Origin of the sequence: Mesorhizobium sp. C264A, from assembly GCF_040324515.1 — a bacterium.
In the GTDB taxonomy this organism is placed as follows: Bacteria; Pseudomonadota; Alphaproteobacteria; order Rhizobiales; family Rhizobiaceae; genus Mesorhizobium.
Window position 1 is genome coordinate 2,528,673 of the sequence record NZ_JAMYVY010000002.1, and the last position, 24,283, is coordinate 2,552,955.

At 63.7% G+C, this 24,283-nt stretch carries 22 protein-coding genes and 1 tRNA gene; 11 read left to right on the forward strand and 12 right to left on the reverse strand.

Translation table 11 applies throughout. The features are described 5' to 3' along the window. The 5 genes from NKL04_RS31420 to NKL04_RS31440 all read right to left on the reverse strand — a co-directional run bounded on the left by NKL04_RS31420 (position 1) and on the right by NKL04_RS31440 (position 5,866). A complete protein-coding gene (locus NKL04_RS31420) occupies positions 1-924 on the reverse strand; it encodes a heme-dependent oxidative N-demethylase family protein (protein ID WP_023701040.1) in 924 nt (307 codons plus the stop codon). Positions 925-976: 52 nt separating this feature from the next. Beyond that, on the reverse strand, positions 977-1,639 hold the full coding sequence (locus NKL04_RS31425) for an aminotransferase class IV family protein (RefSeq protein ID WP_031209375.1): 663 nt from the start codon (positions 1,637-1,639) through the stop codon (positions 977-979). Next, positions 1,588-2,733, reverse strand: coding sequence for an aminodeoxychorismate synthase component I (locus tag NKL04_RS31430; protein ID WP_023701042.1), 1,146 nt, complete (start codon positions 2,731-2,733; stop codon positions 1,588-1,590). Before NKL04_RS31430 ends, NKL04_RS31425 begins: the two co-directional genes overlap by 52 nt. Positions 2,734-2,896: 163 nt before the next feature. Next, a complete protein-coding gene (locus NKL04_RS31435) occupies positions 2,897-3,613 on the reverse strand; it encodes a helix-hairpin-helix domain-containing protein (protein WP_023671943.1) in 717 nt (238 codons plus the stop codon). A 414-nt stretch (positions 3,614-4,027) separates the two neighbouring features. Then, a complete protein-coding gene (locus NKL04_RS31440) occupies positions 4,028-5,866 on the reverse strand; it encodes a M3 family oligoendopeptidase (protein WP_023701043.1) in 1,839 nt (612 codons plus the stop codon). A gap of 145 nt (positions 5,867-6,011) precedes the next feature. Between NKL04_RS31440 and NKL04_RS31445 the strand changes: the two genes are divergently transcribed. From NKL04_RS31445 to NKL04_RS31455, 3 genes are all read left to right on the forward strand, one after another. Next, a complete protein-coding gene (locus NKL04_RS31445) occupies positions 6,012-7,550 on the forward strand; it encodes a sigma-54-dependent transcriptional regulator (RefSeq protein WP_023671940.1) in 1,539 nt (512 codons plus the stop codon). Positions 7,551-7,938: 388 nt separating this feature from the next. Beyond that, complete coding sequence (gene mepK / locus NKL04_RS31450) at positions 7,939-9,765, forward strand: peptidoglycan L,D-endopeptidase MepK (RefSeq protein WP_023701044.1); 1,827 nt, start codon at positions 7,939-7,941, stop codon at positions 9,763-9,765. Positions 9,766-9,885: 120 nt separating this feature from the next. Continuing rightward, positions 9,886-9,959, forward strand: a tRNA-Gln gene (locus NKL04_RS31455). Between the two features lie 138 nt (positions 9,960-10,097). On the opposite strand, the gene NKL04_RS31460 is transcribed toward NKL04_RS31455, so the two are convergent. Continuing rightward, entirely contained in the window at positions 10,098-10,736 is a 639-nt protein-coding gene (locus NKL04_RS31460) for a 2-dehydro-3-deoxy-phosphogluconate aldolase (RefSeq protein WP_023701045.1), read from the reverse strand. 174 nt (positions 10,737-10,910) lie between these two features. Between NKL04_RS31460 and trhO the strand changes: the two genes are divergently transcribed. Then, entirely contained in the window at positions 10,911-11,837 is a 927-nt protein-coding gene (gene trhO / locus NKL04_RS31465; protein ID WP_023701046.1) for an oxygen-dependent tRNA uridine(34) hydroxylase TrhO, read from the forward strand. Positions 11,838-11,860: 23 nt separating this feature from the next. Here the strand turns inward: trhO and NKL04_RS31470 are convergent, their stop codons facing one another. After that, positions 11,861-12,223, reverse strand: coding sequence for a YybH family protein (locus tag NKL04_RS31470; RefSeq protein ID WP_023701047.1), 363 nt, complete (start codon positions 12,221-12,223; stop codon positions 11,861-11,863). A 205-nt stretch (positions 12,224-12,428) separates the two neighbouring features. Here NKL04_RS31470 and NKL04_RS31475 point away from each other — a divergent pair, with 205 nt between their 5' ends. Continuing rightward, a complete protein-coding gene (locus tag NKL04_RS31475) occupies positions 12,429-13,166 on the forward strand; it encodes a tellurite resistance TerB family protein (protein WP_023671935.1) in 738 nt (245 codons plus the stop codon). A 358-nt stretch (positions 13,167-13,524) separates the two neighbouring features. After that, positions 13,525-14,286 carry an SDR family oxidoreductase gene (locus tag NKL04_RS31480; protein ID WP_023671933.1) on the forward strand — a complete coding sequence of 254 codons (762 nt, stop codon included), beginning with the start codon at positions 13,525-13,527 and terminating at the stop codon, positions 14,284-14,286. A gap of 12 nt (positions 14,287-14,298) precedes the next feature. Here the strand turns inward: NKL04_RS31480 and NKL04_RS31485 are convergent, their stop codons facing one another. Further along, a complete protein-coding gene (locus tag NKL04_RS31485; protein ID WP_023701048.1) occupies positions 14,299-15,483 on the reverse strand; it encodes a pyridoxal phosphate-dependent aminotransferase in 1,185 nt (394 codons plus the stop codon). A gap of 83 nt (positions 15,484-15,566) precedes the next feature. Here NKL04_RS31485 and NKL04_RS31490 point away from each other — a divergent pair, with 83 nt between their 5' ends. From NKL04_RS31490 to denD, 4 genes are read left to right on the forward strand one after another with little or no spacing between them, the layout of a single operon-like run. Further along, positions 15,567-16,253, forward strand: coding sequence for a GNAT family N-acetyltransferase (locus NKL04_RS31490; protein ID WP_023701049.1), 687 nt, complete (start codon positions 15,567-15,569; stop codon positions 16,251-16,253). A 15-nt stretch (positions 16,254-16,268) separates the two neighbouring features. Continuing rightward, positions 16,269-17,240, forward strand: a complete 972-nt coding sequence (locus NKL04_RS31495) for a cation diffusion facilitator family transporter (protein ID WP_023701050.1) — start codon at positions 16,269-16,271, stop codon at positions 17,238-17,240. Positions 17,241-17,298: 58 nt separating this feature from the next. Then, a complete protein-coding gene (locus NKL04_RS31500; RefSeq protein WP_023701051.1) occupies positions 17,299-17,505 on the forward strand; it encodes a hypothetical protein in 207 nt (68 codons plus the stop codon). Between the two features lie 12 nt (positions 17,506-17,517). Then, positions 17,518-18,501 carry a D-erythronate dehydrogenase gene (gene denD, locus NKL04_RS31505; protein ID WP_023701052.1) on the forward strand — a complete coding sequence of 328 codons (984 nt, stop codon included), beginning with the start codon at positions 17,518-17,520 and terminating at the stop codon, positions 18,499-18,501. Positions 18,502-18,511: 10 nt separating this feature from the next. On the opposite strand, the gene NKL04_RS31510 is transcribed toward denD, so the two are convergent. The 4 genes from NKL04_RS31510 to NKL04_RS31525 all read right to left on the reverse strand — a co-directional run bounded on the left by NKL04_RS31510 (position 18,512) and on the right by NKL04_RS31525 (position 22,552). After that, complete coding sequence (locus tag NKL04_RS31510) at positions 18,512-19,684, reverse strand: nickel/cobalt transporter (protein WP_488377161.1); 1,173 nt, start codon at positions 19,682-19,684, stop codon at positions 18,512-18,514. Positions 19,685-19,692: 8 nt separating this feature from the next. Continuing rightward, on the reverse strand, positions 19,693-20,361 hold the full coding sequence (locus NKL04_RS31515) for a DUF1007 family protein (protein WP_023701054.1): 669 nt from the start codon (positions 20,359-20,361) through the stop codon (positions 19,693-19,695). A gap of 89 nt (positions 20,362-20,450) precedes the next feature. Further along, positions 20,451-21,350, reverse strand: a complete 900-nt coding sequence (locus tag NKL04_RS31520; protein ID WP_023701055.1) for a LysR family transcriptional regulator — start codon at positions 21,348-21,350, stop codon at positions 20,451-20,453. Positions 21,351-21,352: 2 nt separating this feature from the next. After that, positions 21,353-22,552, reverse strand: coding sequence for an amidase (locus NKL04_RS31525; protein ID WP_023701056.1), 1,200 nt, complete (start codon positions 22,550-22,552; stop codon positions 21,353-21,355). 540 nt (positions 22,553-23,092) lie between these two features. Between NKL04_RS31525 and odc2 the strand changes: the two genes are divergently transcribed. Beyond that, positions 23,093-24,226, forward strand: coding sequence for an ornithine/lysine decarboxylase (gene odc2 / locus NKL04_RS31530; protein WP_023671923.1), 1,134 nt, complete (start codon positions 23,093-23,095; stop codon positions 24,224-24,226). The last annotated feature ends 57 nt before the right edge of the window (positions 24,227-24,283 follow it).

Below are 24,283 nucleotides of genomic sequence, written 5' to 3' on the forward strand. Positions count from 1 at the left end.
TCACTCCAGCGTCATGGCTTGCAGGCGTTGCACCAGCCTGTCACGGTCTGACGTCATCCCCTTATAGTCGAGTTGAGCCTCATCCAGCGCCTGCAATTGCGCCGCGAAAGAGGCGGCAAGCGTTGCCCGGTCGGGATGCCGCGCCAGCACTTTCAGCGGGTCGAGGTGGATGCGGATGGTGAACAGGATGTCGCGCGACAGAGGCAGTTTGCGCAGCGTCTGGCGCTCGACGCGGATGAAGGCGTGGGTGTTGACGTCGCCGTCGGGAAATCGCGAGGGGCGCCTGGTGGCGCGGTCGATGCGCTCGACATTGGAGAGCGGATGATAGAGCGCGTCGTCGGCCTGGATCGACCAGTTGAAGCGTTCGACAGCCTGACCCTGCAGGCCGTCGAACATGCGGTTGATGAGCTCGGCCGGCCTGGTGCCCGGACCGAAGCCCGGCACCGGTGCGTGGATCTGCTGCAGCGGCCGGCCGAATTTTTCGACCAGCGACCAGGATGACGGGAAGCACAGCGAGCCGGCGGCGAGTCGCCAGCCGGTGTCGTCACGGCGCATCAGGATCAGGTCTTCCTGGACGAGCAGCGACGCTGCGACCAGCGGGGCATCGGGGAAGGTGGCGTCAGAGTCGGCTTTGGCGCCAATGACCTCAACCCCGGCATTGGTGCGCCGGTACATCCCGGGAAATGTCGACAGCAGATGTGCTTCGATGAGGCCGCGCACTTCGCGCTGGGCGTCGCGCGTGCCGTCTTCCTCGACAAACACCTTGTCGGGGATTTCGGCATACAGCCGGCGCTTTTCGGCGAGATGGTCGAAGAGATACCGGTCGACCTCGATCCACTTGTCGAGTTCGAGCGGCTTCAGCCCGATGGTGAAGAGCTTTGAGGAGCCATCATAGGGCGTGTGCGTGGGCTGACGAGAATTCATGCTTCGCTAGAAAGTGTCCAATGCCGGCGGTTATTCTCGCAGCCGCTTCGTATCAGGCCAATGTTGCCGGGATCAAGCCGCGCAGAGAATTGCCGACGAACAGTGTTTTGGCGGATTTCAACTCGTCATAGCTGTAGATCGCCTCCTGGGCGCGGCCTTCGTCCAGCAGCTCGGCGCGCAATACGCCAGGCAGCAGGCCGCAGTCGAGCCTGGGTGTCATCAGCATGCCATCACCGAAATCGGCGAAGACGTTGGTGATGGTGCCTTCGCAGATTTCACTGCGCTCATTTGCGAGCAACACTTCGTCGGCCTGGGTGATCAGATATTCGGAGCGGGCGTGAGTGTAGACTTGCCGCCGGCCGGTCTTGTGGCGCAGCAGCGTGTCGGTGGAGGAGAGCCGCACCCGTGCCAGCTGCAGCCGCCAGACCTTGTCGGCGGCGAACGGCTCATAGGGCTGGACCGAGGCGGTCACTTCGCCATCGCGCTGCAGGACGAGCCGGGTGCGCAGCGCCTTTTGCTGCGGCCCGATAGTATTCGCCAGCACCTCGCCGATCCGCTGCGGATCGCAGGCAAAGCCGAGTTCTTCCGCCGAGCCATAAAGGCGCGCGAGATGGCGTTCGAAGCGCAGAAAGCCCTGGCCGGGCTCCCAGCGCATCGTCTCGATCAGCTCGAAATCGGCGGTGTCCCCGTCGCGAAGCGCGCCTTCAGCAGACACTCCTGATACTCCTCTTGCGCCGTCGAATCGAAGACGATGCCGCCGCCGACATTGTAAACGGCCTCGCCACTGGAAAAGAGCGATATGGTGCGGATCGCCACCGAAAAGCGCATCATGCCGGCAGGCGCGATCCAGCCGATGGCGCCGCAATAGACGTCGCGCGGTGTCTCTTCCAGCTCGTGCAGGATTTCCATGGCGCGGATTTTCGGTGCGCCGGTGATCGAGCCACAGGGAAACAGCGCGCCAAAGATTTGGCGGATGCCGAGATCAGGCAGAAGCTTCGCCCGCACACGGCTCACCATCTGATGGACGGTCGGGTAGCTCTCGATGCGGAACAGTTCCGGCACTTCCAGCGTGCCGACCTCGCTGATCAGCGAGATGTCATTGCGCAGGAGATCGACGATCATTCGGTTCTCGGCCTGGTTCTTTTCGTCGCTGCGCAAGAAGGACTTCAACCGCGCGTCCTCGGCCTTGGTCGCGCCGCGCGGTGCGGTACCCTTCATCGGATGGGTTTCGATCATGCCTTCGGCATTGATCTCGAAGAACAGCTCGGGCGAACGCGACAAGACGATGGGATCGCCGAGCGAAATCAGCGCGCCATACTTGACCGGCTGGCGTCCTGTCAGTGCGTCGAAGGCAGCAAGCGGATCGCCCGACCATTGGGCACGGACCGGAAAGGTCAGGTTGCCTTGGTAGCAATCGCCCTTGCGGATGTGGTCGTGAAGGCGCGCGAAGCGTTTGGCGTAGTCCTGAGCGGACCAACTGGCCTTGGCGTCGAAGATGGGGCCATTGGTGGCCGGCGCATCGTTGCGCGGCACGGCCTCTTCGACCGGAGCATCGAACACACCCAGACAAACCAGTGGCGCGCGCCGGCCTTCAGGCAGCAGCGGCACCAGTTTCGGTTCGAGCAGATAGCCCGCTTCGTAGGAGAAATAGCCGGCCAGCCATTTGCCGGCATCGCTCGCCGCCTGCGCGGCCACCAGCGCCGGCAGAAAATCCTTGGCATCATAGGCAATGATGATGTCGGCCTGGTGGTCGAAGACCAACTGACGGCCGCTTTCATCGTTGCGGAAAATGGCAGAGGGCAGGGGCATGGGGCTCGGGTACTGCGGTCGATGACGCCAGAACCGCTCTATATGGGGGCCGGGCGGCGTGCAATCGAAGGAGCGGCGTCGCAGGGCGCAAAGACAGTGGCGAATGCAAAAACAAAGACGGCGCCCGAGAGCGCCGCCTTCTGGTTATGTTGCCGATGACGGATCAGCTGTTGTTGGCGGTCCCGGCGCTCGGGAATTGGCGTGCGAACTCCTTTTCGTCGCCGGCGGCAAGCAGCTTGGCCTGCTCGACCCACTTTTCGCGGGCGATGCGGCCGTCGAAATTCAGCGTGTCCTCGATGCGCTTGACGTCGGCCGCGGTCCAGCCGGCGATCTGCGCGTAGGTCGTGACGCCAAGGCCCTTGAGCAGTTTGTCGTTGACCGGGCCGATACCGATCAGGCGACGCAGATTGTCGGCCTTTCCAGCTGCCGGGGCGGCCTTCTTCGGGACGGCGGCGGGCTTTGAAGCCGCGGCTTTGGGCGCGGCCTTGGCGGCGGCAGGTTTGCTGGCCGCTGGTTTTGCGGCCGCGGATTTGGCCGCAGCTGGTTTGGCCGCGGCGGGTTTGGCGGGGGTCGGTTTCGCGGCCGGGGCGGACTTGGCCGTTGCCGCTGTCGATACCAGGGCGGCCGGCGCCGAACTTGAAGGCTTGGCGGATGGAGCTGATGTTTCACGCAGCCGCCGTTCGAGATCGGCGCGGGTCTTGCCGCAGGCGTCGAGTTCGCCAGTCAGGCGATCGGCGTCGGCGCGCAGTCTGTCCCGCTCGCTGCGGGTGCGGTCGAGATCGCCGCGCAGGCTGTCAAGTTCGCCGCGCAGCCGGCCCCAGATAAACCAGCCAACCAACACACCTACAAGGAACGCCAGGACAATGTAAAAGAAGGTCATCGTCTCTCTCCAGTCGGATCCGTCCGCCGCCGTCCCAAGTCATGACCTTGGCAGATCGGATCATCCAATGTGGTTCGGCGGCTCAGGGAACAGCCGGTCTGTCGTCGAGTGTCGGCGTTCGGCTTTGCCGCCCATTGCCAACCGTCGCTGTCGCATTCGTCAGACCGCTGCCATGGGCCGGGATGCTGTCCGGCCTTAAGCCGCGCGCCCGGCTGAGCTTCGGTCGGAAAGCTATCATACGGCTTCGGGAAAGCTAACGGAAAATTTCGCCGGAGAGTTATTCAAGAACAGGTATTTAGAACAAGAACAGCGCTGCCGTCACATGCATTCCGGCTAAACTGTTCTGCGATTCCGCAAAGTCGAGGCCGCTCCTGAACCTGTCACTCTGCGCCATCGGTCCAATGGGTGCGCGCATTAACTGTCGAGCGCTTCCAGCTCGTCGATCAGGCCGCCGATCACGCCAAGCCCTATCTGCCAGAAGGCGGGGTCGGTGGCGTCGAGGCCGAAGGGGGCGAGAAGCTCCGAGTGATGCTTGGTGCCGCCGGCGCGCAGCATCTCGAAATACTTGTCCTGGAAGCCGTGCTCGGCGTTCTGGTAGACCGCGTAGAGCGAGTTCACCAGGCAGTCGCCAAAGGCATAGGCGTACACGTAGAAGGGGGAGTGGACGAAGTGCGGGATGTAGGTCCAGAAGACCTCATAGCCCTCACGCAGCTTGATCGCCGGCCCCAGGCTTTCGGCCTGCACCTCGAGCCAGAACTGGCCGAGCTTATCGGAGGTCAGTTCGCCGTTCTTGCGCTCTGCATGCACCTTGCGTTCGAACTCGTAGAAGGCGATCTGGCGCACGACCGTGTTGATCATGTCCTCGACCTTCTGGGCGAGCATCGCCTTGCGCTCGCGCTTGTCGGTGATCTGGTCGAGCAGAGAACGGAAGGTCAGCATCTCGCCGAACACCGAGGCCGTCTCGGCCAAAGTCAGCGGCGTCGAAGCCATCAGCGCGCCCTGGCCGCCGGCCAGCACCTGATGCACGCCGTGGCCGAGTTCATGCGCCAGTGTCATCACATCGCGCGGCTTGCCCATGTAGTTGAGCAGCACGTAAGGGTGCGCCGAAGGCACGGTCGGATGGGCGAAGGCGCCGGGCGATTTGCCGGGCCTGACCGGCGCGTCGATCCAGTTGCGGTCGAAGAAGGTGCGGGCGATCTGCGCCATGTCGGGGGAAAAGCGCTGATAGGCCGATAGCACAGTGTTCCTGGCATCATCCCAAGGAATCACCGCTTGCGGCGTTTCGGGCAAGGGCGCGTTGCGGTCCCAGTGGTTCATCACCTCCATGCCCAGCCAGCGCGCCTTCATCGCGTAGTAGCGATGAGACAGGCGCGGATAGGCCTCGCGCACGGCCGATGCCAGCGCGTCGATCACGCTGCGCTCGACACGGTTGGCGAGATGGCGTGAATCGGCGATGTCCTCGAAGCCGCGCCACCGGTCGGAAATCTCCTTGTCCTTGGCCAGCGTGTTGGTGATCAGCGTGAAGGTGCGCAGGCTCTTGCGGAAGGTTGCGGCCAGCGCTTCGGAGGCGCGGCGGCGGACCTCCCCATCGGCGTCCTGGAGGCGGTTCAGCGCCGGCTCCAGCGTCAGTTCCTCGCCGTCTATGTCGAAGCGCAGATCGGTCATCGTCTCGTCGAACAGCCGGTTCCAGGCACCGCGTCCGGTGATCGACTTCTCATGGAAAAGCTGCTCGACCCGGTCCTCGAGCTGGTAGGGCTTGTCCATTCTGAGGTCGAGCACCCAAGGGCGGTAATGGGCAAAGCCGGCGTCGGCGGCGAGGGCTGCTTCGAGCGCCTTGTCGTCGATCAGGTTCAGCTCCAGCGCGAAGAACAAAAGATGCGCGCTGGCGTCGGTCATCTTCTCCTGGATGTCGCCATAGAGCTTTGCGCGCTGCGGATCGGCGGTGTTGCCGGCATAGATCAGGCCGGCATAGGAGACGATGCGGCCGATCAGTTCCTCCAGCGCCTCATAGGCTGTCAGCGCCTCGCCAAGCCTGCCGGCGCTGCCGCGCTCGGCCTCCGCAGCCAGCGTGCCCTTCCAGCGGTTCTCGAAGGCGACGGCATCGGCCGCCGCCTTGGCAAGGTCGCGCTTCAGTTCGGGCGCCTCCATGCCGGAATAAAGATCGGCGAGATTCCATTCCGGCAGGTCGCCGAGTTCCGCCGCGCCCTGACCGGACGCTACCGCCGCAAGCTGCCGACCGAGAATCCTGCTCATCAACAATTACCTTCTGGAATCAAGGGGAAAGGACAAGCCGGTCAAATCCTAAGGAATTCGTTCACCGGGTTTTTTGAAACCTTGTTTAGAACCCTGTGCCAAGATGATCCATGGGAATTTCCCAGGCGGGCAACTCAAATCAGTCATGACAGGTTCCATTCTTATAGTCGATGACGATCCCGTGCAGCGCCGGCTGCTCGAGGCGGCGGTGACGAAATTTGGCCACAGCGCCATCGTTGCCGATGGCGGCGAGGCCGGTCTGAGCGCGCTTGACGGACCCAATGCGAGGGATATTTCGGCAGTCATCCTCGACCTTGTCATGCCGGGCCTCGACGGCATCGGCGTGCTGAAGGCGATGCGCGAGCGCGGCATCACCGTTCCCGTCATCGTGCAGACTGCGCAGGGCGGCATCGAAACGGTGGTTTCGGCGATGCGCCACGGCGCTTTCGATTTTGTCGTCAAGCCGGCGTCTCCCGACCGGCTGCAGACCGCGGTCGGCAACGCGCTCAAGGTCGAGGCGGTCGAGGACGAGGTCAAGCGCACGTCGCGGCGTCGCGGCGGCCACCTGACCTTCAAGGACATGATCACGCACAGCCCGGCGATGGACCGGGTGATCCGCCTCGGCCAGAAGGCTGCGGCCTCCAACATCCCGATCCTGATCGAGGGCGAATCGGGCGTCGGCAAGGAATTGGTGGCGCGCGCCATCCAGGGCAGCGGCGAACGCCGCACAAAGCCGTTCGTCACCGTCAATTGCGGCGCCATCCCCGACAATCTGGTCGAATCGATCCTGTTCGGTCACGAAAAAGGTTCGTTCACCGGCGCCACCGAAAAGCACACCGGCAAGTTCGTCGAGGCGCATTCGGGCACCCTGTTCCTGGATGAGATCGGCGACCTGCCGCTCGACGTGCAGGTCAAGCTGTTGCGCGCCGTGCAGGATGGCGAGGTCGATCCGGTCGGCGGCCGTTCCACCGTCAGGGTCGACATCAGGCTGATCTCGGCCACGCACCGCAACCTTCTGCAGCAGGTCAAGGACGGCAAGTTTCGCGAGGACCTGTTCTACCGGCTCAACGTTTACCCGATCGTCGTGCCGCCGCTGCGCGACCGCCGCGACGACATCCCCTATCTGGTCAAGCATTTCATGGACAAGGTGGCGCCGGCGGGCAATCGCCTGCACGGCATCTCGGATGCCGCACTGGCCATGCTGCAGGCCTATGATTGGCCGGGAAACATCAGGCAGCTGGAAAACGCCGTGTTCAGGGCCTCGGTGCTTGCCGAAGGCGATGTGCTCACGACTGACGAATTTCCGCAGATCCGGGCGCAGGTCGACGGCACCGTCAATCTCGACGCCGATGCGTCCTTGTCGGACCCCGGCATGGCCTTGAGCACCGGATCGCAAGGCGATGGCGCGCAGACTGATGATGCCGGTACTGCAGCTGCCGAGCTCGCCCCTCCGGCCAGGTTGCTTCAGCGTTTCGGCACATTGAGGGCGCTGGACGAGCGTGGCAATGTGCGTGCGCTGGCCGATGTCGAACTCGAAATGATCAAGCTCGCCATCGACCATTACAACGGCCAGATGAGCGAGGTCGCACGGCGTCTCGGCATCGGCCGCTCGACGCTCTACCGCAAGCTCAAGGAATACGGCATCGACCCGGAAACCGGCCGCCTCGACCGCCTTGCCTCCTGAACGCCGAATTCCACAGCTTGCCAACGCAAGGCCGGGACCAGCTTGCCATGCCACATCGGCGCTGCATAAGGGTTGGGGCGGGAATATGGCTGATGCGGACAGCGTTGTTCACGCATTAAGGCCAACGGTAACAGATCGTGTAGCGGGAAAAGGCTGAATCTTGATCTAAACCAGCAGTTTACCAAGAAATCCTGTGTATTATTTTTGACGGGATATCGCCACGGTGTTACCGCATTTCGGCTTCAATAAGCGATGATTAACCATTAGGATCGATATTCGGATGTGAGAACCACGCATCCGTTTGGACAAATCCGGGGACAAACGGCAGCCTGCAAGGCCTTTTGATTTGAACAAAGTCGAACGACACAGAAACGGGCGGCGCGATCACATGGGCGTCTGGCCGAGATGGCTGGCAGCGTTGATCGTTGCGTTCGCTTTCCTCGCCGCAACTGCTGCCGGCGCCAGCGCTGAAACGCGCTCGCTCAAGCTCTATCACCTCCACACGCACGAAAAGGCCGAGATCGTCTACAAGCGCAATGGCCGCTACGATCCGGCAGGCCTCAGGAAGATCAACATCATCCTGCGCGACTGGCGTCGCAACGAACCGACCAAGATGGATCCGCGCCTGCTCGATCTGGTGTGGGAAGCTTACCGGCAGGCCGGCGCCACCGACTACATCCAGGTCGTTTGCGGCTATCGCTCGCCGTCGACCAATTCGATGCTGCGCAGCCGCAGCCGCGGTGTCGCCAAGGAAAGCCAGCATATGCTGGGCAAGGCGATGGACTTCTACATTCCGGGTGTGCCGCTGAAAAAGCTGCGCAACATCGGTCTGAAGATGCAGGGCGGCGGCGTCGGCTACTATCCGTCGTCGGGTTCGCCCTTCGTCCACATGGACGTCGGCAATGTGCGGCATTGGCCAGGCATCAGCCGCCAGGAACTGGTCAGCCTGTTCCCCAATGGCAAGACGCTGCATGTGCCGAGCGACGGCAGGCCGTTGCCGGGTTATGACCAAGCGCTCGCCTCCTACAAGGCGCGCAAGGGCGCCGGTTCTCCTGCCATCATGATGGCCAGCGCAGGCGGCAGCACCAAGAAATCCGGTGGCTTCCTGTCCGCGTTCTTTGGCGGTGGCGGTGAAGACGAAGCCGACGACAGCGCCGATGTCGCTACCGCCGCGCCGCCGCCGAGAAGCGTGAAGCCGGTGCTGGCTGCCACGAGCAACAACAACAGCAATCTGCCTGGCATCGCGATCGTGTCGCCGCAGAACGCCAAGCGCGCCAACATTCCGCAGCTTGCCGACGACAGCGCTGACGATTCGGAGCCGCAGGACACGCCGGAGACGATCATCGCCGCGCTGCCCGCCAAGGAAGTGCCGCTGCCCGCTTTCGCACCGCGGCCGAAGGCCGATGTCGGCGCGCAACAACCTGAGACCGTGCCGTTCGGCGTGGCCGATGCCACCACCGAACAGACGGTGGCGACGGCGCAGGCGCCGGCCAATGTGCCGTTCGGCACCGCCGATGCGAGCAATGCCGACCAGGGGGCCGATCAAGCTGCCGCTCCGGCGCAGGTCGCGGTCAACGTCCCGTTGCCGACCTGGCGTCCCGACCGCTCTTCGCCGCCGGCTGAGCTTGCGCCGCAGGACAAGGGCGTTCTGCTGGCGCTGGCCGATACGGCTGCCCACAAGCAGACCGCAACCGACGCGTTCTCGGTGCTGCCGTCGCAGCGTCCGGACGAGGTCAAGGCGGTTCTCGAACAGGCCAGCGCCGCCGATACAGCCGGTGCTACCGACGACTATCAGGTTGCGTCGCTCGAGCCTCGCTCGGCGTTCAACGATCCGTCAGGTGTCGATGCCGCATCGCCGCGCGGTGCTATTGCTGCCCGTCCCGCCGGTACCGATCCAGCCTCGGTGATCGGCGCCGGCGTCAAGACGACACGCAAGGAAGCAAGGGCTTCGGCTCGCGACCTGAAGCCAGGACCGAAGGCAGTGGTGGTGGAGGCCGAACCGCAGGCGGCGCGCTGGGCGCTGAGCAGCGGCGACAACATCGCCACCATTTCCAGCCCGACGACTGCGCCGCGCTATGCCTACAACATCGTGCATACGCCGCCGAGCGAGGTCTACACCGCAGGCTTCCAGGCGGACAACCAGATGGCCGATGCCAACCGCTTCACCGGCAATGCCGTAAAATTCCTTTCGGTCGCCCGCTTCCAGACGAAGTAAGGGCGTGACCGGGGCGTTATCGACTCGAAGCCGCGCTGGGCAACCCGTGCGGCTTTTGTTTTTAGCGAGATCTCGAGCACTGGCTTCCATCGCCACAGAATGCTAACCACCAAGCTGCATTCCCGCTTCGTCTAATGGTAGGACAGCGCCCTTTGAAGGCGTGAATCGTGGTTCGAGCCCATGAGCGGGAACCAAAATCTCAACGCGTAGCAAACCCGGTCGGCGCAGCTGGCGGGTTTTTGTGCCAAGTGCAATTCCGGGAACACTGTGATTTTCCCGGGAAAGCGCGGAGCGCTTCCCTTGGGAATTGCGCAAAGACAAAGTAGCGGAGGTTATTTTCCGAGCTTGCTCGCGGTCTGTGCGAGCGCCTCGATCTCATCCCACTTGCCGGCCTTGACCAACTCGTCCGGCGCCACCCACGAGCCGCCGACGCAGATAACGTTGGACAGGCTGAGATAGTCGGCCGCGTTCTTGGCCGAGATGCCGCCGGTCGGGCAGAATTTCACGTCGGCCAGCGGCGAGGCAAAGGCCTTCAGCGAGGCGATGCCGCCGGATTGTTCGGCCGGGAAGAATTTCAGGAACCGCAGGCCGGCCTCGCGGGCAGCCATGATCTCGCCGGGCGTGATGGCGCCGGGCAGCAAGGGAACGTCGCTGTCCTTGGCCGCCGCCAGCAACTCTCGCGTGATGCCGGGGCTGACGATGAATTTCGAGCCAGCGGCCGCTGCTTCGTCGAACTGCTTGGCATCGAGAATTGTGCCGGCGCCGACAATGGCGCCCTCGACCTCACCGGCGACGCGGCGGATCGCTTCCAGCGCATCGGCGGTTCTCAACGTGATCTCGATTGCCGGCAGGCCGCCGGCGGCCAGCGCCCGGGCGAGCGGGACGGCGTCCGCGACATTGGCGATCTTCAGCACCGGAATGACCGGCTGGCCATTGAGCAGCGACAGGAGCGTTTCGGTCTTGCTGAGCATTGGCTTGTCTCTCCCTAGGTGATTTCAACCGATTAGCAGAAGGCCGATTCCGAGTCCACGAAACCCGGCCTGCCGCGATGTCACATGTCGGCCAACGAGCCTGCGGGCGAATACCGACGAAGTGTCTTTAGCTCTGCCTTGAATCCGCTTTGACCACGGTTTAGTGGCTTGGCGATGACCAACCGTGAACCCGTGCGCGTTGCCGCACTCTACAAATTTGCGAGGCTGGGCGACTTCGAGGCGCTGCGGGTCTTGCGCACGCCACTTGCCGCCTTCTGCTGCGGGCGCGGCATCAAGGGCTCATTGCTTCTGGCGCAGGAAGGTATTAACGGCACGGTCGCCGGCAGCGAAACCGACATAGCCGACCTGATCGCTTATCTCGAGGCCATCGAGGGTCTTGCCGATCTCGAGGTCAAATACAGCACGGCCGCCGAAATGCCGTTCCATCGCATGAAGGTGCGGCTGAAGCGCGAGATCGTCACCATGGGCGTCGAAGACCTCGACCCGGCGACGGGTGCGGGGACCTATGTCGCGCCGGCCGACTGGAACGCGCTGATCTCGGACCCCGGCACCATCGTCATCGACACACGCAACGCGTACGAAGTGTCGATAGGCACGTTCGAGGGCGCGGTGGACCCGCGCACGTCAAGCTTTCGCGAATTCCCGGCCTGGGTGGAAAAACACCGCGACCAACTCGACGGCCGCAAGGTCGCGATGTTCTGCACCGGCGGCATCCGCTGCGAAAAGGCGACGGCCTATGTGAAGTCGCTCGGCTTCAAGGATGTGTTCCATCTCAAGGGCGGCATCCTCAGATATCTTGAAGAGGTCCCGGCCGAAGACAGCCTGTGGCAGGGCGAGTGTTTCGTCTTCGACGAGCGGGTCTCGGTGTCGCATGGGTTGACCGAAGGCGAGGCCGAACTCTGCCGCGCCTGCCGGCATCCGCTGACGCCGGAGGACCGGCTGTCGCCGCATTTTTCCACCGGCGTGTCATGCCCGCATTGCTACGAGGCACGCTCGGATGAGGATCGCACCCGCTATGCCGAGCGCCAGCGCCAGGTCGAACTTGCGCAGGCGCAGGGCAGGGGACATATCGGCAGTTAAGTGCCGCCGACGCCCTGACTGGATCACCACACGACAGAATAGCGGTCGATCACCCACAGCCATGTGCCGTCGGCCTGCCGGCGCGCGACCTCTGAGGTTATCGAGCCGTCGGCAAGCCTGGTCGACGTCAACGCGAGGTCGCCGTTAATGGCCGCCGGGCGCTGCTCGCCCCGCTGGAACTTTCGTCCGCTCGCGGCAAAGGCTTCGAACAAAGCGCGGATCGCCTCGTGGCCACGCGTCAATTCGGCTGCTCCGGTGTCGATGACGGCATCGGGTTGGAACAGCGCCACCATGCCGTCAATGTCTCCGGCCCACTGCCGGTCGATCAACAAACGTTCCAGATCCTGCGGATCGCGCGCCGGTTCCCGGCCAGGTTGATCGGTCACGGCAAGGTTCCTCCCTCGGCAATGCGGCGGCGACATTAGCGCAAGCCGAGGCCGGTATCGACACACCGATCACCGATTTGCGGCATTGCCGGCGCCGATAGTAAAGCGCGTCTCCGTCATTGTAATGTCAGTGTGCGGGACCTACCTCTGCAACGTCCAAAACCTGCCCGTTCACGTTTGGCGCGGGCCCTTTTCTGGAGGCACCATGTTCGACCCCAAGAAGCTTCTCGACGATCTGCTCGGCTCGCAAGTTCCCGGCACAACCGGCACCGTTCGCGACAAGGCCGGGCAGGCTGTGCAGATGGCCAAGGACAATCCGCTGGCCGCCGGTGCGCTGGCCGCGGTGCTGCTTGGAACCGGCACGGGACGGCAGGTCACCGGCACGGCCGTGAAGCTCGGCGGACTGGCTGCGATCGGCGGTCTCGCCTACAAGGCCTACCAGAATTACAAGGCCGGCAATGCACCCGAGCAGGCGCCGGCGGCCGGCCAGCCGGAATTGCTGCCGCCGCCCGCCGACACCGGCTTTCATCCTTCACAGGCGCCACAGGGGGAGGACGAGTTCACGCTGACCCTGGTGCGGGCGATGATCTCGGCGGCCAAGGCCGATGGCCATGTCGATGACGCGGAACGCCAAAAGATCGCCGGCAAGCTCAGTCTGGCCGGCATCGGCACGGAAGCGGAAAAGTTTCTGATGGCCGAGCTGGACAGCCCGCTCGACCTCGATACGCTGGTCGCCGGCGCCAAGACCGATGAGCAGAGGCTCGAGCTCTACACGGCGTCGCGACTGACGATCGACCCCGATACGCGCGCCGAACGCGGCTATCTCGACCTGCTCGCCGGCCGGCTCGGCCTGCCGGATGCGCTCGTCGATCATGTCGAGGCGACGGTGTCGGCGGCCAAGGTGCCGGTTCCGTCAGGCACGGCGCCGAACCCGCGCTGGTAGACAACGCAGCCGCGCGCCTGGGGCAGGGGCGCCGAGGCCGGAAAAAATGCGTTAACGTCTCGTTAACCGAGGAAGCGCATGATTTTAGTTAGTCGGATCGGCTTTTCCTCCTCCCAAGCCCGGTTCAGATCAGGGGGCGGTCGCCAATGACCGCCCTTTTTGTCGGACCGATCACATAAAGCGCGTGGCGCTTCATGTTTTTGTCCTGATGCATGTCGTTCTCTCAGAACCGGGGCCACTTTTGAGCGACATGCATTAGTGTCCGGCTTGCCATGATCGCCCTCATTTGCGATGGGTCGGTGCATTCGGATGCACCCCGATCTGTGCCGGGGATGCGCGGCGCGCAGGAGCAAAATCCATGACAGCCCTCACAGAGAAAACCGCCATCGTCACCGGCGCCGGCACCGGCATCGGCAAGAGCGTCGCCACGGCGCTGCTCAAGGCGGGCTGGAACACGGTGTTTTGCGGCCGCCGCAAAGCGGTGCTCGACGCCGCCATTACCGAAGCCGGGAAAGCGGACGCCAAGGCGCTGGCAGTTGCCTGCGACATCAGCAAGGCCGGCGAAGTCGATGACCTGTTCGAGACGGTGGCCGCAGCCTTCGGCCGCGTCGACCTGCTCTTCAACAATGCCGGCATGAGCTACAAGTCGACGCCGATCGACGAGATCCCGGTCGAGGTCTGGAACGATATTGTCGGCGTCAATCTCACCGGATCGTTCCTATGCGCCCGCGCCGCCTTCGGCGTCATGCGCAAGCAAAAGCCAATGGGCGGCCGCATCATCAACAATGGCTCTGTGTCGGCCTATGCGCCACGGCCGGGCTCGGTGCCCTACACCGCGACCAAGCACGCCATATCGGGGCTGACCAAGACGCTGGCGCTCGACGGCCGGCCCTATGATATCGCCTGCGGCCAGATCGACATAGGCAACGCGCTGACCGATATGGCGCATGCCATGACGGTCGGCGTGCCGCAAGCCAATGGCACCATCGCCGCCGAAGCGGTGATGGACGTCCAGCGCGTCGCCGACGCCGTCGTCCACATGGCCAGCCTGCCGCTCGACGCCAACGTGCTGTTCATGACGGTGATGGCGACCAAGATGCCGTTCGTGGGGCGTGGGTGAACAGCCGAAGGCCTACTTCTTCAAAAACGCCTCGATCCGCTCCAGCGCGTGCAAGATGTTCTCTTCGGAATTGGCGTAGGAAAGCCTGATGTAGCCTTCGCCGAGAATGCCGAAATCGGGGCCGCCGATCAGCGCCACGCCGGCCTCCTCGAGCAGTGCCGAGGCGAGCTTCTTGGCCTTCCAGCCGGTCTTCGAAACATTCGGGAAGGCATAGAATGCGCCTTTCGGCGTAATGCAGGAGACGCCGGGCAGCGCGTTCAGCCCCTCGACCACGATCTTCCTGCGGTTGTCGAAGGCGCGCATCATCTTGTCGACATCGTCCTGCGGGCCGTCGATGGCGGCGATGCCGGCGAACTGGCTCGGCGCGTTGACGCAGGACCAGCAATTGACCGCCAGCTTGCGGACCTTGTCGTAGAGATGCCCGCCCTTGTCGCCATTCGGCCAGATCGACCAGCCCATGCGCCAGCCGGTCATCGCCCATGTCTTCGACCAGCCGTTGAGCACGATCAGCCGGTCGCGAATTTCCGGAAAATTGAGCAGCGAAAAATGCGTCTCGCCGTCATAGGTCATGACGTCGTAGATTTCGTCGGAGAGGATAGCGACCTGCGGATGCGCTTGCAGCCCCTCCACCAACTTCTCGATCTCGGCGCGCGGCGTGACGCCGCCGGTCGGGTTGGCCGGTGAGTTGAGGATTAGCAGTCTGGTCTTCGACGTGATCAGCGCCAGCGTCTCTTCTGCCGAGAAGGCAAAGCCGTTCTCCTCGCGGATCGGCACCGGAATGGGCGCGGCGCCGGTGAACTCGATCATCGAGCGGTAGATCGGAAAGCCTGGGTCTGGATAGAGGATCTCGGCGCCGGGTTCGCCGAACATCAAGATGGCCGCGAACATGGTCGGCTTGCCGCCGGGCAGGATCATTACATTCTCGGGCGAGACTTCGACGCCGGTAGTGGTCAGCGTGCGCCGCACCACCGCTTCGCGCGTCGCCAGCAGGCCATTGGCCGGGGTGTAGCCATGGTGGCCGTCGCGCAGCGCCTTGATCGCGGCCTCGACAATGTGCTGCGGCGTTTTGAAGTCGGGCTGGCCGATGCCGAGATTGACGATGTCGCGGCCCTGTTGAGCCAGTGCAGTGGCGCGCGCCAGCACGGCAAAGGCGTTTTCCTCGCCGAGGCGGTCGAAGGCCGAAATCGTGTGGAGCATTTTTCCCGTCCGTGTGGTTCTTGCTGTTAGGTCGCGTTTTTGTGAGCGTCTGCTCACAAAAGTCAAACGGATTGGAGTTTTGCGTGTCGGAAAATCTCAAAGATTGGCAAGCGCGTCCGCGGCCCGAGCGCAAGCCCATTGACGGCCGCTATGTCCGGCTCGAACCGCTGAGCGCCGAAAAGCACGGCGATGGGTTGTACGAGGCGTCGTCCGTGCCCGACATCGATGGACGCTTTGCCTGGCTGCCCGACTACCCGCCGCAAACCCGCGCCGATTTCCAGCCATGGCTGGACAAGGTCGAGGCGAGCGAGGATCCGCTGTTCTTCACCGTCATCGACAAGGCCAGCGGCAAGGTCGCCGGGCGACAGACGCTGATGCGCATCGATCCCACCTATGGCGTCATCGAGATCGGCAACATCTATTGGGGGCCGCTGATCTCGCGCAAGCCGGCAGCGACCGAGGCGCAGTTCCTGTTCATGAAGTATATTTTCGACGGGCTCGGCTATCGCCGCTACGAGTGGAAATGCAACAACCGCAACGAGCCGTCAAAGCGCGCGGCGGAACGGTTCGGCTTCAAGTTCGAGGGCATTTTCCGCCAGCATCTTGTGGTCAAGGGTGAAAACCGCGATACCGCATGGTACTCGATCATCGACAAGGAATGGCCGGCGCTGCGCAAAGCCTATGAGGCATGGCTCGATCCCGCCAATTTCGATGGCGAAGGCCGGCAGAAGCGGCGGCTCGAGGATTTCCGCGCCGAGTTCGGCGCGTAACAGGAGTTTTTTCCGATGGCGGACAGCCATGATCATGGTTCGCATGCTGGGCATGGCGCCGGCCACGTGCATGGCTCGACCGACAAGAAGCGTGTGCTGATCGCAGCCTGCCTGACCGCCGGCTTCATGGTGGCCGAAGTGCTTGGCGGCCTTTTGACGGGATCACTGGCGCTGCTGGCCGACGCCGGCCACATGCTCGCCGACTCGATCGCGCTTGGCCTTGCCTGGTACGCCTTCCATCTTGGCGGACGGCCGGCGACAGTGCGCCTGACCTATGGTTTCGGCCGGGTCAAGACGCTGGTCGCCTACACCAACGGCATCGCCATCTTCGCCATTGCTTTGTGGATCGTCTACGAAGCCTGGGGCCGGCTGATGACGCCGGCGCCGGTGCTGGGCGGGCCGATGCTGGTGGTGGCGATCGCCGGCCTTCTGGTAAACTTCGCCTCGTTCTTCGTGCTGCATGGCGGCGACCACGACAGCCTCAACATGCGCGGCGCCATCCTGCATGTGCTGGGCGACCTGCTCGGTTCGGCGGCGGCGATCGTGGCGGCGCTGGTCATCCTGGCCACCGGCTGGACGCCGATCGACCCGATTCTGTCGGTGCTGGTCTCGGTGCTGATCCTGTCCACCGCATGGTCGTTGATGCGCGAAGCCGCCCACGTCCTTCTCGAAGGCGTACCGGCAAGCCTCGACCGCGACCTCATCGCCAAGGACATTGCCGGCACCGTCAACGGCGTGCGCGAAGTGCATCACATGCATGTCTGGTCGCTCGACGGGTCCAGCAACATGGCGACGCTGCATGCCTGCCTCAACGATGGCGTCGATCCGCACCAGGCGGTCAGCGCCATCAAGAAGCGGCTCGCCGCCGAACACGGCATCAGCCACGCCACGGTTGAACCGGAATTCGGCCAGTGCGCCGACAGCCGTGACGAGCACGATCATGACCACGACCATGGTGCGCCACCGCATCACGGCCATTATCACTGACAGGGAATTTCATGGCATTGGCATCCGAGTTGACGAGTTCCCGCTGTGGTGGGACGGCATGATGGACCGCGACACGCGAAACGCGCTGATTGCCGCAGCCTGGATCATGCTGCTGTTCGGCATCGCGGCGTTCTATTTGCCGACCGTGATGCTGGCCGTCGGCAATGTCTCGACCGTACTTGCCGGCATCGTCGGCATCGCCTTCGTGCTGGCATTTTTTCTGGTGTTCTGGTTGCGGGGCCGCAACCAGAACAAGGGCAAATAAGAGGCTTTCGAAATGCGCATCCTGATTACTGGCGCCGCCGGCATGGTCGGCCGCAAACTTGTCGACCGGCTGGCCAAGGACGGCACGCTCAACGGCCGCAAGATCACCGGGCTCGACCTGCACGACATCGTGCCGCCGCAAGCGCCGGCGATGGATGGCGTCAGCATCGCCACGCATACGGGCGACCTTGCCGACGCCGGTGCTGCCGAGAGCCTGGTCGCCTCACGCCCCGACGTCATGTTCCATCTCGCCGGCATCGTGTCGGGCGAGGCGGAGGCGAATTTCGATCTCGGCTACCGCGTCAACCTCGACGGCACACGGGCGCTGTTCGACGCCGTGCGGCTGGCAGACTTTGCGCCGCGCCTCGTCTTCACCTCGTCGATCGCGGTGTTCGGCGCGCCGTTCCCCGATGTCATCCCGGACGACTTTCATCCGACGCCGCTGACCTCCTACGGCACGCAGAAGCAGATGAGCGAAGCGCTGCTGGCCGACTATTCCAGGCGCGGCTTCTTCGACGGCATCGGCATAAGGCTGCCGACCATCTGCGTGCGGCCCGGCAAGCCGAACAAGGCGGCGTCAGGTTTCTTCTCCGGCATCATCCGCGAGCCGCTGAGCGGCCACGAGGCGATCCTGCCGGTGCCGCGCTCGGTGCTGCACACCCATGCCAGCCCGCGCTCTGCGGTCGGTTTCCTGATCCATGCCGCCGGGCTCGACGGTGCCGCTGTCGGGCCGCGCCGCAACCTCACCATGCCCGGCGTTGCCGTCACCGTCGGCGAGCAGATCGAGGCGCTGGAGCGCACTGCAGGCGCCGAGGTGGCGAGCCTGATCCGTGAGGAGCTCGACGAAACGATCTGGGCGATCGTCAAGGGTTGGCCGACGCGCTTCGAGGCGCGCCGTGCAAGGGACCTCGGCTTCAGCGCCGAAAACAGTTTCGATGAAATCATCCGCGCTCATATCGAGGATGAGCTGGGCGGAATGATCGCGGGTCAGGCCTGACCCGCCGAGGTCACACAGCTCCGGACAGGCTCGCCGACAACAGCAACAGCCCGAACAGGAAGACGAAGGCGGCGCCGCCGATTTCGACGACTGTGTGGATGCGGTTGCCCATGCGGCCGTCGCCGGCGAAATAGACCGCCCAGTTCTTGGCGGTGACTGCGATCGTTGCCAGCGCCGAGACTGTGATGGCGGTTCCAATCGACATCGCCAGCACCGACAGCAGGCCGCCGAGCCACAGGCCGTTGAGCAAAGCGAAGCTCAGCACAATCAGCGCGCCGGAGCAGGGGCGGATGCCGACGGCGGCTACAGCCGACCAGGCCGTGCGCCAGTCGAAGCGGTCGCCCGACAGCAGCGCCGGATCGGGCGCATGTGAGTGGCCGCACGTATCACAGACCTCGCCGGCTGGGTGATCGTGAGCGGCGTGATCGTGATGAGCGTGGTCGTGATGGGAACGATCGTGTGTGTCGTGGTCGTGCGCAGCGTGATCGTGATGATCATGCGAATGGTCGTGATGCACATGCAAGGCATGCGAATGCGCATGCGCCGCGTGGCTGTGAGCGGCATGCGAATGGCCGCCATGGGAATGACCGGCGTGGGCTGCCGACAGGCTGTAGGCGGGCGCCTTGCCGAACCAGCGCAGGACCGTAGGCCCGAGCTTGCGCCACAGCAGCCAGGCGCCGAACAAAGTGACGAAGACATAGCTCATGATCTCCATGAACCAGGCTGCGTCGGTCATCGAGATGGCGGTGCCGCGCAGGACGAAATAGGCAAGCAGCATCACCAGGATCGCGGTCAGGCCCTGCAGCAGCGCCGAGACGAAGGACAGCAGGATACCGCGCCTGAGCGCCACTTCATTGGCCACCATGTAGGACGAGATCACCGCCTTGCCGTGGCCGGGGCCGGCGGCGTGGAAAATGCCGTAGGCGAAGGACAGGCCGATCAGCAGCCACATCTTGCTGCCGTCCTCGCGCATTGCTTTCATCGCCGTAGCCAATGCGCGGTAGAATTCCTGCTGGCGCAGATTGATCCACATCAGGATGTGGGCGAACGGGCCGGTGGTGGGCGCCATGCCGTCATTGACACCGATGCCGAGTGAGCTCTGGGCATGGGCCTGCCCGAGAAAGTGCGTCATCAGCAGGGCAGCGACCACGAGGCCGAATGCCAAACGCAGGGACGGTTTCATCACCGGATCTATCCTTCTGGCGGGCAATTCAGTTCGAGCTTGGTGGCGAAGATCTTGCTCATGTCGGTGCCTGTCGGGTCGTTGAAGAACGCGTCCGTCAGGGTCTTCTGGTTTTCCTTGATCGCCTCGTCTGGATCAGGCCGGATGACGCTCTTGGTGCAGTTCGAGGGCAGGCCTTCCACCGTGATGTTGCTATCCTCGGTGAAGTCGATCGCTGTGTAGAAGGTTGGATCGTAGACGCCGAAATCGATCCTGCCGGCGAGCTTGATCGGCACCTTGGGTTCGGATTCGAACAGGATGATCAACTGGTCGTTGTCGAAATTGGCCATCAGATGCGGTGGCGGCGTCATAGGCACGTCCTTGCCGTCGACGGTGACGAGCTGGAAATAGTTGAATTCGGCCAGCGAGGCATGAACTGTGTCGGCGACATCCTTCAGCTCCTTGTCGTCAAGCTTCAGGTCGGAGTTCTTGTCGAACTCCATCATCACCGTACTCGAAAACAGATCATCGAAACGCCAGAGGTGACGCAGCGCTTTCACACTTTGGTGATCCGGCGAGAGGATCACGTCGAGGCGGGCCTCGGCGAATACATGAGGATGCGCGCCAGCCGCTCCGACGGAGGCAAAAGTCGTCGCCAGGGCCGAAGCCAGCATGATTGCGTGCCGTTTCAGATGCATTCTCGGTCGCTGTTCCATCGGCCTCGGAGAGATTTCGAGAGGTTACCAGAAACGGGGCGAAATTGGGACCGCGGCACGGCAGGACCGGCTCAAGCGCTCTCGCGGTTCTTGAACCATTGCACCAGGAAATCGACGAAGACACGGACCTTGGCCGGAAGATAGCGACGGTGCGGGTAGACGGCGAAAATGCCGCTGCCCGACTGGATGCGGTCGTCGAGCAAGGACACCAGCAGCCCGGATGCGAGGTCGGGTGCGGCGATGAAATCCGGCAGGATGGTGAAGCCCAGACCCGACACGGCGGCGGCTCGCGCGGCCATCGGGCTGTTGACCTCGATCGGACCCGATACGTTGACACTGACTGGCTCCTCGCCATCGCCCCTGAAGCGCCAGTTGGCGAGCGAGCGGCCATTGGTGTCGACGATGCAGGGCAAGTTGGCGAGATCCTGCGGGCGCGTCGGCTTGCCGTGCTTGGCGATCAGCTCCGGCGAGGCGCAAAGCTTGATCGAAAACGGCCCCAGGCGGCGGGCGATCAGCGATGAGTTCTCCAGGCGCGAGATGCGCACGGCAAGATCGAAACCTTCCTCGACCAGATCGACAAAACGGTCGTCGAGATGGATGTCGAGCACGATGTCGGGATGCTGCTTGGCGAAGTCGATCAGCGACTGGCCGATCGGTGCATCGGCAAAGGTGCGCGCCGCCGACAGCTTGATCCTGCCGCGCACGTCACCGGAGGATTCGCGCACGGCGTCGGCCAGGCTGTCGACCTCGCGCACGATTTCCGAAGCGCGGCTGTAATAGGTATGGCCGGCCTCGGTCAACGAGAACTGCCGCGTGGTGCGGTTGAGCAGCAGCGCGCCGAGTTCGTCCTCGAGTTCGCGCACATATTTCGACAGCAGCGCCTTGGAGCGACCGATCTTGCGCGCGGCCGCCGAAAAGCCTTCGGCCTCGACGACGTCGATGAAGGCGCGCATGCGGGTCAGTGTATCCATCATCAAGCCTTTCGTGCCGCATCGAGAATTCGCCGGCCGAGCCGTATCAGGGCAATGTCGCTGCCGGGAGGACCGAGCAGCGAGAGGCCGAAAGGGGCGCCGTCAACCGAGCCCAGCGGCAGGGTGATTTGCGGAAAGCCTGAAAGACCCGAAAGGCACAAAAGATGCAAGGCCCTTTCGCGGTAGGCCTGGAGCTGCTGCGGCTCGCTTTTGACCAGAGGTGCGGGGCCTGGAACGGTAGGCAGGACAAGAAACCCGTCCTGGCCGAGCAGCGCGGCTAGCTCGGAGCGGAACGTCAAGCGGCGCACCGCCTCGGCCCGCGCGGTCTTTTCGTCGATTGTCCGGCCGAAACCAAAGCGCTCCTCGACGCCCGGCCCGAGATCGCGCTCGCCCGAAATGATCCAGGCGCCATGCTGCTGCCAGGCCTCGGCGGCCTGGAGGCGGCGAAAGCACCAGTAGAGCTCGTCGGGGAAGGAGGCGAAGCTGTACTCTACCGGCGCCGGCTCACCGACAAGACTGGCGGCCAGCGCTCTCATCCTGGCATATTCGGCTGCCTCGGCGGGGCCGGCCACGAAAGCGTCCAGCCAGCGGATCGAAAGCGGCCGGTTGAGCGGATGCTGATGCGGGTCGCGGCCAAGCAACAGCTTGCCGATCGTCTCATAGGTCTCGATGTCGTCGGCGAACCAGCCGAATGTGTCGAAGCTCGGCGCCAGCTTCATCGTGCCTTCGAGCGAAATGCGGCCATGCGTGGTGCGCAGCCCGATCAACCCGCAAAAGCTCGCCGGGGCGCGGATCGAGCCGCCGGTGTCGGAGCCGGTGGCGATATCGGCAAGCTTGCCGGCCACCGCCGCCGCCGATCCGGAGGACGAGCCGCCGGTGACGCGATCGGGAGCGGCCGGGTTCACCGGAAACGGAAAATGCGCGTTCTGGCCCATCAGCGAGAAAGCGAACTCGTCGGTCTGCGTCTTGCCGATGAAGCGCGCGCCGGCGTCGAGAATCATCTGCACGGCCGGTGCCGTGCTGGACGCGGCATGCGCCTCGTCGAACTTCACCGGATTGCCGCAACCGGTGCGGTAGCCGGCGACGTCGCAAATGTCCTTTACCGCCAGCCTGAGCCCGGCCAGCGGCCCCAGTTCCGCATTGGCGACCGGCATGCGGCGCAGGTCAAGAAAGGCGTTGAGCGGGCCGTGCGTGCCTGGCATCGTTCGATATCCGTATACAGTAGGCCCAGCATTGTTCGATGCCGGAAATTTTACAACCTGGGATACGATTTTTATTGATTGTGAAATCTTTCGATCTTATATCGCGCTTGCCCAAAGTCGCACGTGCCTGTGGGTGTCCGCCGATCCTCGAATGGTGAGGGAAATCGGTAAGGTAACTGGAGCTAACCCCTCCAGTCGGTCTAGCGGCCAACCGCCAGCCCGAGGACACCTTGAAGCAACGACGGTGCGGGCCTTTCTGGTGTTCTGCCGGTCGTCCAAAGACCGGGGTTACTGAAGAGGCACACCTTCATTGCCGGCAGTGCGGACGGGTCTCCCATCCAAGCCAAGGCAGACAAAGCGAACCGAGGCCGGGCAAGGCCAAGGTTCACCGCCGCGAGATGGCGTTTCATGGTTCCGGGGTCTCCACCGGCTGGTTCCATGGATTTCCGTCCCGCCTTTGTTTGACCGCGTGTTCGCGAGGCCGAAAGCCCCGCGTCCGCAGCCTTATTGCGCGCCGCAAGGCGTATATGGAGAGACCCCATGGCCACCCAGCGCATCCTTGACTTCCTCGCCACCCGACGTCCGTCCGGCCCCTGCCTCGTCGTCGACCTCGATGTCGTGCGCGACAATTTTCGCGCCTTCGAAAAGGCGCTGCCCGATTCCCGGATCTACTATGCGGTGAAAGCAAATCCGGCGCCGGAAATCCTGCGCCTGCTTGCTGCGATGGGCTCGTCCTTCGACACCGCTTCCGTTGCCGAGGTCGAGATGGCGATGGACGCCGGTGCGCCGGCGGACCGTATCTCCTTCGGCAACACTATCAAGAAGGAGCGTGACATTGCACGCGCCTACCAGCTCGGCATTCGGCTGTTTGCCGTCGACTGCGTCGAGGAAGTCGACAAGATCGCCCGCGTCGCTCCCGGCGCGCGCGTGTTTTGCCGCGTTTTGACCGATGGCGAAGGCGCCGAGTGGCCGCTGTCGCGCAAGTTCGGCTGCGTGCCGGCGATGGCCGTCGATGTGCTGCGCCACGCCAGGACGCTCGGCCTCGACGCCTATGGCGTGTCGTTCCATGTCGGCTCGCAGCAGACCGACCTGACGGCGTGGGACCGTGCGCTGGCCGACGCCAAGAAGGTGTTCGCCACGCTCGCCGACGAAGGCATCGTCCTCAAGATGGTCAATATGGGCGGCGGTTTCCCGACGCGCTATCTGCGTGACGTGCCGGCGGCCCAGGCCTATGGCCAGGCGATCTTCTCGGCGCTGCGCAAGCATTTCGGCAATGCGATCCCTGAGACCATCATCGAGCCGGGTCGCGGCATGGTCGGCAATGCCGGCGTCATCAAGTCGGAAGTCGTGCTGATCTCGAAGAAGGCCGAAAACGACAATGTGCGCTGGGTGTTCCTCGACATCGGCAAGTTCGGCGGTCTGGCCGAGACGATGGACGAGGCGATCCGCTATCCGATCGTCACCCGCCATGACGGTTCGGAGACCGCACCTTGCGTGCTCGCCGGCCCGACCTGCGATTCGGCCGACGTGATGTACGAGAAGACGCCGTATCCGCTGCCTCTGTCGCTGACCATCGGCGACGATGTGCTGATCGAAGGCACCGGCGCCTACACGACCACCTACTCGGCGGTCGCCTTCAACGGCTTCGAGCCTCTCCGATCCTACGTGATCTGACGGCTTCGGCCTTCAGATCACCTCAGGTGGACGTTTGCGTCCGCTCGGGTTCGCCTG